We start from the raw sequence: 13,650 nt of genomic DNA on the forward strand, positions 1-13,650 counted from the left end.
CATCAGTAGACTTACTAGCGAGTAGGGAGTGTGATGTCGGCATGGATCGTTACCAGTCGTTCGCGAGGTCCGGCCTCGGGCGGTTCGTCGTGGGCAGGCTCGGCCTGCCCGACCCGTACCCGCTGCGCCGCCACTCACCCGGAAAACCCCCGCTGGACGGACCCGTGCTGATCGGTGGCGGCGGCCGGCTCGCCGATCCTGTCGGCGCGGCGGTGAAGTCGCTCGGCCTGGACGTGGTGTCCGGGCCGGCCGAGGGCGAGAGGTACGGCGCGCTGGTGTTCGACGCGTCCGGCATCGACTCGGTCGAGCGGTTGCGCGAGCTGTACGAGTTCTTCCAGCCGGTGATCCGGTCTCTCGGGCCGTGCGGCCGGGTCGTCGTCTTCGGCACGCCACCCGAGCGGGCCGAGTCGCAGATCGCGCAACGCGCGCTGGAGGGGTTCACGCGCAGCGTCGGCAAGGAGCTCAAGCGCGGCGGCACGGCCCAGCTCGTGCACGTCGAGCCCGGCGGCGAGGGCGCGATCGGGTCGACCGTCCGGTTCCTGCTGTCGGGCCGTTCGGCGTACGTGTCCGGGCAGGTGATCAGGATCGGCGCGGCCGAGGTCGAGGCGCCGTCGGACGCCGACCGGCCGCTGACGGGGAAGGTCGCGCTGGTCACGGGTGCGGCCCGGGGCATCGGCGCGGCGATCGCCGAGGTGCTGGGTCGCGACGGCGCGACCGTGGTGTGCCTGGACGTGCCCGCGCAGGGCGACGAGCTGTCCGCGGTGGCCAACCGGGTCGGCGGTACCGCGCTCCAGCTCGACATCACCGCATCCGACGCGCCCGCGCGGATCGTCGAGCACCTCACCCAGCGGCACGGCGGCGTGGACGTCGTCGTGCACAACGCGGGCATCACGCGTGACCGCACGCTCGGGCGGATGGACGCGGGCCGGTGGGACGCGGTGGTCGCGGTGAACCTGGCGTCCCAGGAACGGGTCAACGACGCGCTGCTCGCCGCCGACGCGCTGCGGCCCAACGGGCGGATCGTCGGCGTGTCGTCCATCGCGGGCATCGCCGGGAACGTCGGCCAGACCAACTACGCCACCACCAAGGCGGGCGTGATCGGCATGGTCGACTCCCTGTCGCGGCGGCTCGCGGGCCGCGCCACGGTGAACGCGGTCGCGCCGGGGTTCATCGAGACCAGGATGACGGCCGCGGTGCCGTTGTTCATCCGGGAGGCGGGGCGGCGGATGAACAGCCTGTCGCAGGGCGGCCTGCCGGTGGACGTGGCCGAGGCGATCGCGTGGTTCGCGCACCCGGCGTCGGCCGGGGTGAACGGCAACGTCGTGCGCGTGTGCGGGCAGAGCCTGCTGGGGGCGTGATGGTGAACCTGACCCTGCTTTACGCCAAGGCCGCGCTGACCGGGTTCACCCGGCGCGGTGGGGAGCTGCCGACGTCGTCCCTGGACGCGCAGGTCACCGTGGACCCCGAGCACCTGGCCCGGTACAACAAGGTCTGCGGGTTCGGCGTGCGCGACGAGCTGCCGATCACCTACCCGCACGTGCTCGGGTTCGGGCTGCAGATCCGGCTCATGACCGGGCCCGGCTTCCCGTTCCCGCTGCCCGGCCTGGTGCACGTGGCCAACCGGATCCGGCAGCACCGGCCGCTGCGGGTCGCCGAACCGCTGTCGCTGCACGTGGCGTTGGCGGACCTGCGGCCGCACGAGCGGGGCCGTCAGTTCGACGTGGTGACGACCGTGTCGGTGGACGGCGAGGAGGCGTGGGTCGACGTGTCGACATATCTGCGCCGGGAGGGCGGGGCCGCGAAGGAGTCGTCGCCGCGGGCCGAACCGCCTTCGCCCACGGCGCGGTGGCGGCTGCCCGGCGACCTCGGCAGGCGGTACGCGGCCGCGTCCGGCGACCGCAACCCCATCCACCTGCACCCGTTGACGGCCAAGGCGTTCGGCTTCCCCCGGGCCATCGCGCACGGGATGTGGTCGAAGGCGCGGTGCGTGGCCGCGTTCGAGGGGCGGCTGCCGGCCGCGTACGAGGTCGACGTGCGGTTCAAGGCGCCGGTCCTGCTGCCCGGGGCGGTCGACTTCTCGTCCACGCCCACGGGCGACGGGTGGCGGTTCGCGCTGTGGTCGGACCGCCCGCACCTGGAGGGCGTGATCAGCGGCTGACGTTGTCGGCCAACGTGCGCAGGAGGGCGCGCAGCCGGGCCGTGTCCTCCTCGCCCAGGTTCATCGCCTCGCCCATCGCGGGCGGCACGTCCTTGGCGCGTTCGCGCAGCTCGTCGCCCGCCTCGGTGAGCACGAGGCGGACCGAGCGCTCGTCGTCCGGACGGCGTTCGCGGAGGATCAGCCCCGCCGACTCCAGCCGCTTGAGCAGCGGGGAGAGCGTGCCGTAGTCGAGCTGGAGCGCGGCGGCGACGTCCTTGACCGGGACCGGGCCGCGTTCCCACAGCACCAGCAGCACCAGGTACTGGGGATAGGTCAGGCCGAGGTCGTCCAGCAGCGGCCGGTAGCGCGCGGTGACGGCCCGCGAAGCCGCGTAGAGCGCGAAGCAGAGCTGGTCGTCCAGCTCCAGGCTGAAGTCCCGCATGTCCGTCGTCCCTCCCACTGGTGATCGAGACCACGATACTCCCGCGCCCATCTAGATTGTGTGCGATGTAATCGCGTACTAGGTTTCATGGTGACAGGTTCGACCGCACGACATCGAGGAGCCAGTGATGACCGTCCTGGAACCGGCCGCCGCCGAGTTCGCCGCCGCGACCGCCAACCCGCCTTACCTGTTCGACCTGGGTCCGGTCGATGGTCGGCAGGCCGTGGACGAGGTGCAGTCCGGCGAGGTGTTCAAGCCCGAGGTCGACGAGGAGTGGGTGACCGTCGGCGAGGTGCCCGTCCGGGTCGTCCGACCGGCCGGCGCCACCGGCACGCTGCCCGTCGTGCTCTACGTCCACGGCGCCGGTTGGGTGTTCGGCAACGCGAAGACGCACGACCGGCTGGTGCGCGAGCTGGCCGTGGGCACGGGCGCCGCCGTGGTGTTCCCCGACTACAGCCTCTCGCCCGAGGCGCACTACCCCGTGGCGCTGGAGGAGAGCTACGCGGTCGCGCGGTGGATCGTCGCCGAGGGTGCCGCGCGCGGACTCGACGCGTCCCGCTTGGCCGTGGCGGGCGACTCGGTCGGCGGCAACATGGCGACGGCGCTGACGTTGCTGGCCAAGGCGCGCGGTGACGTGGCGTTCCGGCAGCAGGTGCTGTTCTACCCGGTCACGGACGCGTCGTTCGACACGCCGTCGTACCGGGAGTTCGCCGAGGGCTACTTCCTGCGGCGTGACGCGATGCAGTGGTTCTGGGACCAGTACACGACGTCCGAGGCGGAGCGCGCGGAGATCACCGCGTCACCGTTGCGGGCGAGCGTGGAGGAGCTGACCGGCCTGCCGCCAGCGTTGGTGATCACCGCCGAGGCCGACGTGCTGCGCGACGAGGGCGAGGCGTACGCGAACAAGCTGCGCGAGGCGGGCGTGCCGGTGACCGCGGTGCGCTACCAGGGCGTGATCCACGACTTCGTCATGCTCAACGCGTTGCGGGAGACGCACGCCGCCGAAGCCGCGATCAGCCAGGCGGTGGCCGTGCTCAAGGGTGCGCTGGCCTAGGAGGTCGCTTCCTTCTCCGGACCGGGCTCGCGGCCCGACTCCTGGCCGGTTCGGCGTGACGGCGGGTGCCAGACGTCGCCCGCCACCAGGTCCCCGAAGCCCATCCACACCAGGTTCATGAGCCGGGCGGCGACGACGCCGGCCGGCTCCTGGGGGTTGTCGAGCCACCAGTCGGCCAACGACTCGCCCGCCCCGACCAGCGCCGCGGCCAGCGACTCCGCTTCCTTGTCGCCCGCCCGCGGCACGTTGGTGAAGTCCGACGAGTGCACCAGCAGCGCCGCCACCAGGCTGATCGCCCGGCCCCGCATGTCGGCCAACTCCTCGGCGAACGGACCGCCCTGGGAGGACGCCTGCCGGTGCAGCACCTGCCAGCTGGCGCGGTTCTCGCCGACGAACCCGAAGAACGCCCGGAGTCCGCTCCACAGCTGGACGTCCGGCGGCTCCTCGGCCTCGACGCCGTTCGCGATCGCCTCCATCATCCGGGTCGCCTCACGACGGATGCAGGTGGCGAACAGCTCCTCCTTCGAGCCCAGGTAGGCGTACAGCATGGGTTTGGAGATGCCCGCGACCTCGGAGATCTCGTCCATGGACGCGGCGTGGAAACCCAACCGCGAGAAGACGTCGACCGCGGCGTCCATGATCTGCCGCTCGCGCACCGCGCGTGGCAGCCTCTTGGCCCGGCCCGGTCGGACCGGTTGCTCTGCGTGCATCGCACCCCCTGGATGGCTGGGACAAGATTACTCCGCGCCCCTTGCCGCCTTACCTACTCGCCAGTAGGCTTACCTGTCAGTAGGTAGCGGAGGTGCCACACATGACCATCGACCTCACCACCGAGGCGATCGCGAAGCTCAGCCCGCAGGAGCTGATCTCAACGCTCAGGCAGGTCGACCCGGCCGACCCGGCGCTCAACGACGTCGACATCGACGTCATCGCCCGCGGCATCGACCCGAAGAAGCTCGGCCGCGACGAGTTCGCCGACCTGCTGGACGCGCTGGGCGCGCTGGCCGACGGCGGCGCCGACCTCGACCTGGCCAAGATGGACCCGCAGAACTTCGCGCGGATCATCTCGCGCGCGTCCAAGGACCAGATCGAGGCCGTCACGTCGAGGCGCGGACTGCGCGAACGCGTGCTGGACGAGGTGTTCCGGCGCATGGAGGTGCACTTCCGCAGCGAACGCGCGGGCGCCACCCGTGCCGTCGTGCACTTCCGGCTGACCGGCGGGTTCGACGGCGACGACGTGTACGAGGCCGTGATCGAGAACGCCGAGTGCGCGATCAACAAGGGCGGGACCCGTGACCCCAGGGCCGTCGTGACGTTGGGACCGGTGGAGTTCCTGAAGCTCGCGACCGGCAACGCGTCGGCACCGGTGCTGTTCATGACCGGCAAGCTGAAGGTCAAGGGCGACCTCGGCTTCGCGGCCGGGTTCATGAGCTTGTTCAACATTCCGAAGGCGTGAGGGGACCATGGGCGGTTTTTCGCTGGAGCTCAACGAGGACCAGGTCGACCTGCGCGAGTGGGTGCACGGCTTCGCGAAGGACGTGATCCGGCCCGCGGCGGCGGAGTGGGACGAGCGCGAGGAGACGCCGTGGCCGGTGATCCAGGAGGCGGCGAAGATCGGCCTGTACGGGTTCGAGTCGCTGGCCACCTGGTTCGCCGACCCCATCGGGCTGTCGCTGCCGATCGCCACCGAGGAGCTGTTCTGGGGTGACGCCGGGATCGCGTTGGCGTTGATGGGCACCGGTCTGGCGGCGGCGGGCATCTTCGCGTCCGGCGAGCCCGAGCAGCTGGCCGAGTGGGTGCCCGAGTGCTTCGGCACGGAGGACGAGCCGAAGCTGGCGGCGTTCTGCGCGTCCGAGCCGCAGGCGGGGTCGGACGTGGCCGGGTACCGGACGCGCGCGGTGTACGACGAGGCCACCGACGAGTGGGTGCTCAACGGGCAGAAGGCGTGGGCGACCAACGGCGGCATCGCCAACGTCCACGTGGTGACCGCGGTCGTCGACCCGGCTCTCGGTGCGCGCGGCCAGGCCGGTTTCGTCGTGCCGCCGGGGACGCCCGGGCTGTCGTCGCCGGGGAAGATCCGCAAGCACGGGATGCGGGCGTCGCACACGGCGGACGTGTTCCTGGACGACGTGCGCGTGCCCGGCCGGTGCCTGCTGGGCGGCAAGGAGCGGTTGGAGGCCAGGCTGGCCCGGGCCCGTGAGGGTCAGAAGGCGGGCGGGCAGGCGGCGATGGCGACGTTCGAGACGACCCGACCGACCGTCGGCGCCATGGCCGTGGGCGTCGCGCGTGCGGCCTACGAATACTCGCTGGAGTACGCCAAGGACCGCGAGGCGTTCGGCCGCAAGATCATCGAGAACCAGTCGATCGCGTTCGACCTGGCGAACATGAAGATGGAGATCGACGCCGCCCGCCTGCTGGTCTGGCGTGCCGCCTGGATGGGCCGCAACAACGTCCCGTTCACCGCCGGCGAGGGCTCGATGTCGAAGCTCAAGGCGGGCGAGGTCTCGGTGTGGGCGACGGAACGCGCGATCCACATCCTGGGCGGTGCGGGGTACACGCGCGAGCACCCGGTCGAGCGAATGCACCGCGACGCCAAGATCTTCACCATCTTCGAGGGGACGTCGGAGATCCAGCGGTTGGTGGTGGCCAGGGCCATTTCCGGCATGCACATCAAGTGAGTTGATCTTTCCAGGCCGTCATCAGGCCGTCTGGGAGGCGGACGGGGTCTTCAGGACGCGGAAGACCCCGTCCACTGCTTTCCGGGCACGCTCGTGGCTGGACGGCATCAGGTGCGTGTAGGTGCGGAGCGTGAAGCCGGGGTCGGCGTGGCCCAGGTACTCGGCCAGCTCCTTGATGGACACGCCCTGCGCCAGGAGGACGGACGCGTACAGGTGCCGCATGGCGTGCATCCCATCCTGTCGCTTGGTGTAGGTCAGCCCGGCTTGCTTGAACGCGGGCACCCAGACGACCTTGTTGAACAGGTCGCCACTCCACGGCTTGCCGTCGTTTCCTCACCATGAGCAGATCGACCGTGACCGGTCGCCCATGCCTGCGCGCCCGCTGGTGTCAGCCGGTACAGCTACGGCCCAGGGAACGATGAGACAGCGCCCGACATCCGAGCCGCGTGGCCGGCCGCGACCGCGGCCGACCCCAGGTAGAAGTCACGCCACCGCCTCCGGCGCAGGCATCACCTTCACCAGTGCGTCATGCGCACCCTGCAACGTCGTGACAGCTCGCGCCCCGCGCCACAGCTCGTCTTGCGAAACGCGCTGGTCCTTGCTCATGTCCCGTCCTCGTCCGGGTTGACACGGGCACGCTCGATCCGCGCCCGACGATCGAACTCCTCCGCAGCGACGGCACAGGCGTGACGAGCCCACAAAGGCACACCCAGATCAGCGGCCAGAACCCGCCACGCCCACGCCACCGCCGCGTAGCCGTCAGCCAGCCGAAGCACTGGTAACCGACCGTCCGAACCGGACGCCGCGAACAGGGCCTCGGTCTGCTCCGCGTACGCGAGGTTCCACCGAGCGACCGCCTCACGAGACGGCCGCACCACCTCAAGCCGCCTTCTGCTCGCCCTGGGGCTTCTCCGCACGCTTCGGAGCAGCGCCCACCTGCGGCGACACGAGCCCGTAGCCCGGATCGTGAACCCCTGGTACTTGTACCGACCCCCCATCACCGGCGGCTCGACCGTCAGCCCCTCGAACGCCACCGGCCGCACCTTGACACCGGGCATCACCTGCACGGCCTGCGGCGGCACCGGCTGAACATCAGCCAGGATCGTCACCGTCACCGACGCGTCCCGCTCCTTCTCCGCCGACGGATCCGTGACCACGACCTTCCACTGCCGTTTGCCCGTGCGCTCGTCAACACGCTGCTTGGCCTGCCGACCGCGCCCCTTGTCCTCCGCGCTCATGTACTCCATGTCCGGCGTGACCTCACCGACCATCAACGCCCCTTGGGGGAAGACCTGGCCGAACGACGCCTCGAACCGAGTCCCGCACGGATCCGCCACCAGCCACTTCCGTCACTTTGCCAGTCCGCCTGTCCGAGCTAGACAAATCAAACCAGCTTAGCTAGACAGGTCATGCAAATATCGCTCGTTTGGCTGACCTAGCCAGCTCCCTAGGCGAGCTAGCTAGGCTGCCCTACCCTGATCCCAAAGTTGAGTAGGACTTGGTTGAGGTTGATCAACCCAGGGGAGACGAGATGGCGCTGGACCCGGATGACCCACGACCGCCGTACATGCAGGTGGCGAGCGCTCTCCGAGCCGCCATCCTGACCAAGGTCTTCAAGGCCGGAGACAAGCTGCCGTCACGCGCCGAGTTGGCGAAGAAGTACGACGTCGCACCGATGACCGTGCAGAACGCCCTGCGCGAGCTGCGTGACGAAGGCTTGATCGTCTCCCGACAGGGCAGCGGCGTCTTCGTCCGTGAACGCACCGAGCGGCCGGTCGGTCTGCGACCACACATCGAACGAGCCTTCGAGTCCGACCGCGTCACCATCGACTTCTCAGGCTTCTCCGGCGAAACCCTCCACGGCATCCTTCAAGAGCCGCTGGACAAGATCCGCATCGGCCGCCTCACCCCCGAGGCGATCCACGTGCGCATCCTCGTCCCGGACCCCACCGTCCCGTGGTCAGTCCCCTGCACCGTCGAGGACCAGGCCGACAGCCCGGCCTTCCGCGAACGCGCCGCCGAGATCATGCGCCGCCACACCCTCGCCATCGTGGACAACGTCGCCGAGCTGGCCGAACTCGGCCTGGTCAAGCACGCCACCGCAGAAGTCCGCGTCCACCCAGCCGCACCACTCTTCAAGCTCTACCTGATCAACAACAACGAAGCCTTCTTCGGCTTCTACCCCGTCCGCGAACACGTCCTATCCCTAGGCGGCCAGCCCCAAGCCTTCTACGACCTGATGGGCAAGGACGCCATCCTCTTCCACCACAGCACCACCGACGACGACACCAGCACCGGCAGCCAATACGTAGACCAAGCCCGCACATGGTTCGACAGCCTGTGGAACACCATCGCGACGGAGTACAAGCGATGACGACCGACCAAGTGCCCATAGACGACCCCGAGGCTCTACGCCGCATCCTGACTAACACCGAAGTTCTACTACTCGACTTCGACGGTCCGATCTGCTCAGTCTTCGCCGGCATTCCAGCCCATTATGTCGCGACACAGCTATGCGGAGTCCTCATTGACGGTGGCCACACCAACCTACCACTCGATATCGAGAAAACTGAAGATCCCTTCGACGTCTTCCGCTACGCCGCCACACTTGGCCGCGACGAGGCCCGACACGTTGAGGAAGCCCTGCGCGCTCACGAAGTAGAGGCCATTTTCGCCGCGTCACCAACAAGCGGTGCCCACAAGCTAATACGAGCCTGGCATCAATTTGGGCGAACACTCGGAGTTGTCAGTAATAACAGTGAAAAATCGATTCATGCGTACCTCCGCATGCATGACCTAATGAACTGCGTTGCCTTTGTAGTTGGTCGCTCCACTTCGGACGCGTCCGAGCTAAAACCAAACCCGCATATGCTTAACGTGGCCGTCCACACAGCACGCACTCCCCCCAGTAGGTGCACCCTGATCGGAGACTCCGCATCAGACGTAGTGGCTGCACAGACAGCAGGCGTGACTATAGTGGGGTACGCAAACAAGCCTAGAAAAATACCTCGCTTCAACACCCTTGGAGCCGACTTGATCATTACACGACTGCCTGATCCACAGCTGTATCACAGTTTTCGGAAAGTTGACTATGAGCCTTAACCAAGAAGTACGCGAGTGGGTTTTACGGCAAGGTTACCCTCTGGAAATGCAGGTGGCGCAAGAATTCCGCCGAGCTGGCACAAGCTATGTTGAACAATCCACGTACTACACTGACAGTACAAATGGTGTCGTTCGTGAGATAGACGTGCTTGCACAGTGGTTCGGCACCGCGCGCGGGAGTGCTTCAAGCGAAAATCTCAACATCTACTTCCCCATAGAATGCAAAAGTGGCGCTGCCCCATGGGTCGTATTTACCGGATCCGACGAACAGCTCGTGCCTTTTGATGCAGGAACTGCACTTGAGTTTATGCCTAGCCTTGGCCTAGACGCCAAGCTTGCTGACGACTTCATAGGCAACCTAGAAGCACACGAAGACGGATTCCTGGACGCCGCTTCAGACTGGCTCGACCCGGGATATCAAATCACAGAAAAGAGAAATACCGAAAAGGGCGGAAAAGACCCGGCGTACGATGCAGTACGCCAGGTGGCAAGTGGCACATTAGGTGCACTTAAGGAGATCGAGGAACTCCCAAGATACGTCTAATAGCCTTCCCTACAGTGGTCACCAAAAGTCCTCTATTTGAATGCTTCCTGGACGAAGATAATGGTGTACGGACACAACAGGTAGCAACGACTGCCGTGCAGATCCGACCAGACAATTACTCATACCCGATGTCGGTACGCATAGTAAATGATCGTTATTTGCATTCACTGGTGGAGGATTGTCAAGAGATCGTTAGATCACTAACTGTTCGATAGGTTTGCCGAACTTGGCTCTATGGGATCAAGGCGCGCGGCCTGCGGCGGCGCGCGGTGCGGGCGAGGCACGTTGGCACCGACTCCCCGAATCACGGCACGCAGGGCTCCCGCTTCGCTCCGCCCGTCGGCTGTGCGCGGAGTTCGGTGCACGTGGTCGGGTGGCGGCGCGCCATCACGGAGGCCGCCTGGACGACGAGCTACCAGCGAACACCTGTCGGGACGATCGCGCGGTCCTGCGGCTTGGTCGGGCTGGGCACGGCGATCGACGCCCGCCGACGCTTCGCGCCAGCGGCCAACGGGAAGTGGCCGGGCATAGAGGAGGGCACCACCTCGGCACGTGAGGCGTCGCGGTTGGCGACGGTGTGCCGGGGAGGTGCCCGTGGTGAGTGATCGGCTCTCAGGCCGTCTCCAGGCCGTGAGAGGTCGAGAAGGGTTGGTCAACGACGATAAACGTTGACCGGGTATGCGCAGGTCAAGCGACCATTCCAGGCGATGTGGGCAGGTCGGAGCCACCCCGGCGCAAAATCTTCACCATCTTCGAGGGGACGTCGGAGATCCAGCGGTTGGTGGTGGCGCGGGCCATTTCCGGCATGCACATCAAGTAGGTGATGTCCCGGGTTTGCCCGGGTCGGGGCGGGGTCTTCGGGACGCGGGAGACCCCGTCCGCTGGTTTAGGGTGAGGGCATGGTCGGGGTGTTGCAGTGCGTTGTGCTCGATTGTCCCGAGCCTCCGGTGTTGGCGGCGTTCTACCAGGGGCTCCTCGGTGGTGAGGTCGATCGGCCCGACCGGCGGTGGAAGTTGGATGACGATTGGTCGACGCTGCACACCGAGTCGCTGGTGCTGGGCTTCCAGCGCGCCGTGGACTACGTGGCGCCGGAGTGGCCCGATCCGCGCAAACCGCAGCAGTTCCACCTGGACATCGGGGTCGAGGACCTCGGCGTGGCCAAGGCCGAGGTCCTCCGGTTGGGCGGGACGTTGTTGGACGATTCCCACGACGTCTGGTGGGTGTTCGCCGATCCCGCCGGGCACCCGTTCTGCCTGGTGTGGGAATGAGCGTCAGCGGCCCGCTTCGACCAGCCACGCCCGCTCGGCCGTGGTGTCCGGGATCTGGGTCTCCCAGCTGTTGATCTTCGCGATCAGCTGCCAGTAGCGCTCGGCCCTCGGGTCGCCGAACTCCTCCATGCGGCGGGAGAGTTCGGGGCCCACGCCGGGCACGTCCAGCGCCGACGCCCACTTCTCGTTGATCCTGGCGATGACCGCCGCCGCCTCGGGCGAACGCGGGTCGACGCCGGCGTCCAGCGCCTCACGCGCCTGCGCGAACGCGTACTGGAACGCCTCCATCTGCGCCGGCGAGCTCGGCGACATGTCGGCGCCTTCCGCCCGCATCTCCTGGTGCCGCTGCGACATCCGCCGGATCGACGCCCGGAAGTCCGGGTCGCGCACCAGGTTCGCCAGCTCGATCCACGCCTCCAACTGCTCCGGCGACGGGTCGTCCGGCAGCTCGACCCGGACCGACCTCATGTGCTGCTCGAAGTTCGGATCCAGGTCGAACCCGCCGAACACGTCGTCGAAGAAGTCGTCCAGGATCGCCTGCCGCTCCTCCTCCGACAGCCGCGCCAACTCGTGCACCATCTCCACCTCCCCGTTTCGCGCCACGACCCGCAGCACGGCCCGGCGCAACCGGAGCGTGCGCATCTGCGCGTCGATGGCTTCCGCGTGCGTCCGCGCCACCTCGGCGACGGACACCTCCCGTGCCAGCACCCGTTGCGCCGTGGGCAGGTCAACGCCCAGGTCACGCAGGGTCCGCACGAGCTTGAGCCGCGCCAGCCCGTCGACGTCGTAGGTGCGGAACCCGCCCGCGGTGCGCCCCGCCACGGGGATCACACCGGAATCGGAGTAGAACCGGATCGTCCGCGTGGACAGCCCGGTCATCCGCGCCAGTTCGCCGATCGAGTAGTGCGTCACGGGGACCACCTTGGATTCTCCAGTCACTGGAACTTCAACCGATTAACGCACGATCGCGAGCACAACCGGCGAGCAAGCCGAACGACGACCGCCGCACCGCCCGATCGGGCACGATGACTGCTCGTGCCGTCGATCGATACCGCGTACCTGCCCGCCACGGCAGCGATGCTCTCCTTGCTGGGGCTGTGGTGGGTGGTCAAGCACAAGCCGAAGGTCTCCTTCCGGCGGCGACGTGCCGGCCGCGGGCACCAGGGACCGGTGTGGCGTTCGGTGGTCGCGTGGTTCGCGGTCGCACTGGTGGTCGGTGGCGCGGCGGGCGCGGGGCTGCTGTGGCTGCTCGGCTGGCCGAAGCTGCCGCAAGGTGTCGCCTTCAGCACCACCGAGGCCCTCGACGTGCTCAAGATCGGCTTGGCGGTGGTCGCCGGTTTCGGCGGTGTCGTCGCGCTCGCGGTCAACTACCGCAGGCAGCGGGTCACCGAGGCCGCGCACGTGCTGACGCTCAGCCAGGAGGAGCGCGAGCGCACCAAGCTGTTCAACGAGCGCTTCGCCGGCACGACCGCCCAGCTCGGCCACGACCAGGCCGCGGTCCGGATCGCGGGTGTGTACGCCCTGGCGGGCCTGGCCGACGACTGGGCCGCACAGCGGCAGACCTGCGTGGACGTCCTGTGCGCCTACCTGCGGCTGCCTCGCGAGAGCAACGAGGGGGAGAAGGAGGTCATCGCCACGATCTTCCGGGTGCTGCGCGCCCACCTCGGCACCCCGCACCGCGCCGGCCCCTGGTCGGGCCTGGACTTCGACTTCACCGGGGTCGAGTTCCACGACGCGGACTTCAGCGAGATCACCTTCGAGGGCAAGGTGGTGTTCGACGGCGCGGTGTTCAGCGGACCGCACACGTCCTTCGAGCGGACCGTCTTCCGCGCCACGACGCTGAGCTGCCACGGCACCACGTTCGAGTCCGACCAGGTCAGCTTCCGGGACGCCTTGCTCGACCACGCGACGGTGGAGTTCGTCGGCGCCGCGTTCACCGGCACCTCGGTCGACTTCACCGCGAGCCAGATCCAGGGCCGGACGATCTACTTCTACCGCGCGGTGCTGACCGGTTCGCGGATCAGTTTCCGCACCAGCGAGGTGGTCGGCACGACGATCCGCTTCGACCGGTGCGAGGTGAGCGACACCGAGCTGGACTTCTCCGACCTCTACCCCGAGATGGCGGAGAAGCGGTCGTTCGGCGTCCTCGTGGTGGAGGGTTCCTCGCTGCGCCGGGTGACGGTCGACCTGCGCGGCATCGCGTTCGAGGAGACCGACATCTGGTTCCTGGACAGCACCTTCCAGGAAGTGGTGGTGCCGGTCGACGCGCGGTTCGACGGGCAGAGGTTGAAGGTCCGCCGGGTGGCGCTGGTGGACACGGTCCTGCCCGCCGACCGCTCCGGCGGCACCCGGGCCGGTGACGCGGAAGGGCCGACGCCCGCGGTGGACGTCGGCCCTTCCGGTTCAGCCGATCAGTAGCTCAGTA

Annotated in this window: 16 protein-coding genes; 10 read left to right on the forward strand and 6 right to left on the reverse strand. The window is 67.9% G+C overall.

The annotated features are described in order from the left end of the window. Positions 1-41: 41 nt before the first annotated feature. Positions 42-1,358 carry a 3-oxoacyl-ACP reductase gene (locus B0I31_RS15555; RefSeq protein ID WP_106616116.1) on the forward strand — a complete coding sequence of 439 codons (1,317 nt, stop codon included), beginning with the start codon at positions 42-44 and terminating at the stop codon, positions 1,356-1,358. Beyond that, positions 1,358-2,158, forward strand: coding sequence for a MaoC/PaaZ C-terminal domain-containing protein (locus tag B0I31_RS15560; protein ID WP_106616546.1), 801 nt, complete (start codon positions 1,358-1,360; stop codon positions 2,156-2,158). Before B0I31_RS15555 ends, B0I31_RS15560 begins: the two co-directional genes overlap by 1 nt. On the opposite strand, the gene B0I31_RS15565 is transcribed toward B0I31_RS15560, so the two are convergent. After that, positions 2,148-2,579, reverse strand: a complete 432-nt coding sequence (locus B0I31_RS15565; protein WP_181320187.1) for a MarR family winged helix-turn-helix transcriptional regulator — start codon at positions 2,577-2,579, stop codon at positions 2,148-2,150. The two genes, B0I31_RS15560 and B0I31_RS15565, sit on opposite strands and share 11 nt — an antisense overlap. Before the next feature lie 127 nt (positions 2,580-2,706). On the opposite strand from B0I31_RS15565, the gene B0I31_RS15570 reads away from it, so the two are divergent. Next, positions 2,707-3,633: an alpha/beta hydrolase gene (locus B0I31_RS15570; protein WP_106616117.1), complete on the forward strand. Its 927-nt coding sequence runs from the start codon at positions 2,707-2,709 to the stop codon at positions 3,631-3,633. Here B0I31_RS15570 and B0I31_RS15575 read toward each other — a convergent pair. After that, a complete protein-coding gene (locus B0I31_RS15575) occupies positions 3,630-4,343 on the reverse strand; it encodes a TetR/AcrR family transcriptional regulator (RefSeq protein ID WP_106616118.1) in 714 nt (237 codons plus the stop codon). The genes B0I31_RS15570 and B0I31_RS15575 overlap by 4 nt on opposite strands. 101 nt (positions 4,344-4,444) lie before the next feature. Between B0I31_RS15575 and B0I31_RS15580 the strand changes: the two genes are divergently transcribed. Beyond that, positions 4,445-5,089, forward strand: coding sequence for an SCP2 sterol-binding domain-containing protein (locus B0I31_RS15580; RefSeq protein ID WP_106616119.1), 645 nt, complete (start codon positions 4,445-4,447; stop codon positions 5,087-5,089). A gap of 7 nt (positions 5,090-5,096) precedes the next feature. After that, positions 5,097-6,311, forward strand: coding sequence for an acyl-CoA dehydrogenase family protein (locus B0I31_RS15585; protein WP_106616120.1), 1,215 nt, complete (start codon positions 5,097-5,099; stop codon positions 6,309-6,311). A 21-nt stretch (positions 6,312-6,332) separates the two neighbouring features. Here B0I31_RS15585 and B0I31_RS15590 read toward each other — a convergent pair whose 3' ends face one another. From B0I31_RS15590 to B0I31_RS42925, 3 genes are all read right to left on the reverse strand, one after another. After that, positions 6,333-6,593: a tyrosine-type recombinase/integrase gene (locus B0I31_RS15590; RefSeq protein WP_245949956.1), complete on the reverse strand. Its 261-nt coding sequence runs from the start codon at positions 6,591-6,593 to the stop codon at positions 6,333-6,335. A 201-nt stretch (positions 6,594-6,794) separates the two neighbouring features. After that, the gene (locus B0I31_RS42585) at positions 6,795-6,917 is read right to left on the reverse strand and encodes a hypothetical protein (RefSeq protein ID WP_281262298.1); all 123 of its coding nucleotides are present in this window, start codon (positions 6,915-6,917) and stop codon (positions 6,795-6,797) included. After that, positions 6,914-7,582, reverse strand: coding sequence for a hypothetical protein (locus B0I31_RS42925; protein ID WP_342751484.1), 669 nt, complete (start codon positions 7,580-7,582; stop codon positions 6,914-6,916). Before B0I31_RS42925 ends, B0I31_RS42585 begins: the two co-directional genes overlap by 4 nt. Positions 7,583-7,842: 260 nt before the next feature. Between B0I31_RS42925 and B0I31_RS15600 the strand changes: the two genes are divergently transcribed. The 4 genes from B0I31_RS15600 to B0I31_RS15610 all read left to right on the forward strand — a co-directional run bounded on the left by B0I31_RS15600 (position 7,843) and on the right by B0I31_RS15610 (position 11,225). Then, positions 7,843-8,685, forward strand: coding sequence for a GntR family transcriptional regulator (locus B0I31_RS15600; protein WP_181320188.1), 843 nt, complete (start codon positions 7,843-7,845; stop codon positions 8,683-8,685). Next, entirely contained in the window at positions 8,682-9,413 is a 732-nt protein-coding gene (locus B0I31_RS15605) for an HAD family hydrolase (protein WP_106616122.1), read from the forward strand. Before B0I31_RS15600 ends, B0I31_RS15605 begins: the two co-directional genes overlap by 4 nt. A gap of 46 nt (positions 9,414-9,459) precedes the next feature. Next, positions 9,460-9,957 (forward strand): hypothetical protein, encoded by a 498-nt coding sequence (locus B0I31_RS40020; protein ID WP_146173855.1) that lies wholly within the window; start codon positions 9,460-9,462, stop codon positions 9,955-9,957. An 899-nt stretch (positions 9,958-10,856) separates the two neighbouring features. Beyond that, on the forward strand, positions 10,857-11,225 hold the full coding sequence (locus B0I31_RS15610) for a VOC family protein (RefSeq protein ID WP_106616123.1): 369 nt from the start codon (positions 10,857-10,859) through the stop codon (positions 11,223-11,225). A 3-nt stretch (positions 11,226-11,228) separates the two neighbouring features. On the opposite strand, the gene B0I31_RS15615 is transcribed toward B0I31_RS15610, so the two are convergent. After that, positions 11,229-12,137, reverse strand: coding sequence for a helix-turn-helix domain-containing protein (locus tag B0I31_RS15615; RefSeq protein WP_106616124.1), 909 nt, complete (start codon positions 12,135-12,137; stop codon positions 11,229-11,231). Between the two features lie 123 nt (positions 12,138-12,260). Here B0I31_RS15615 and B0I31_RS15620 point away from each other — a divergent pair, with 123 nt between their 5' ends. Beyond that, positions 12,261-13,643 carry a pentapeptide repeat-containing protein gene (locus tag B0I31_RS15620; RefSeq protein ID WP_106616125.1) on the forward strand — a complete coding sequence of 461 codons (1,383 nt, stop codon included), beginning with the start codon at positions 12,261-12,263 and terminating at the stop codon, positions 13,641-13,643. Positions 13,644-13,650 lie beyond the last annotated feature (7 nt).

This window comes from Saccharothrix carnea, from assembly GCF_003014735.1.
Lineage (GTDB): Bacteria > Actinomycetota > Actinomycetes > Mycobacteriales > Pseudonocardiaceae > Actinosynnema > Actinosynnema carneum.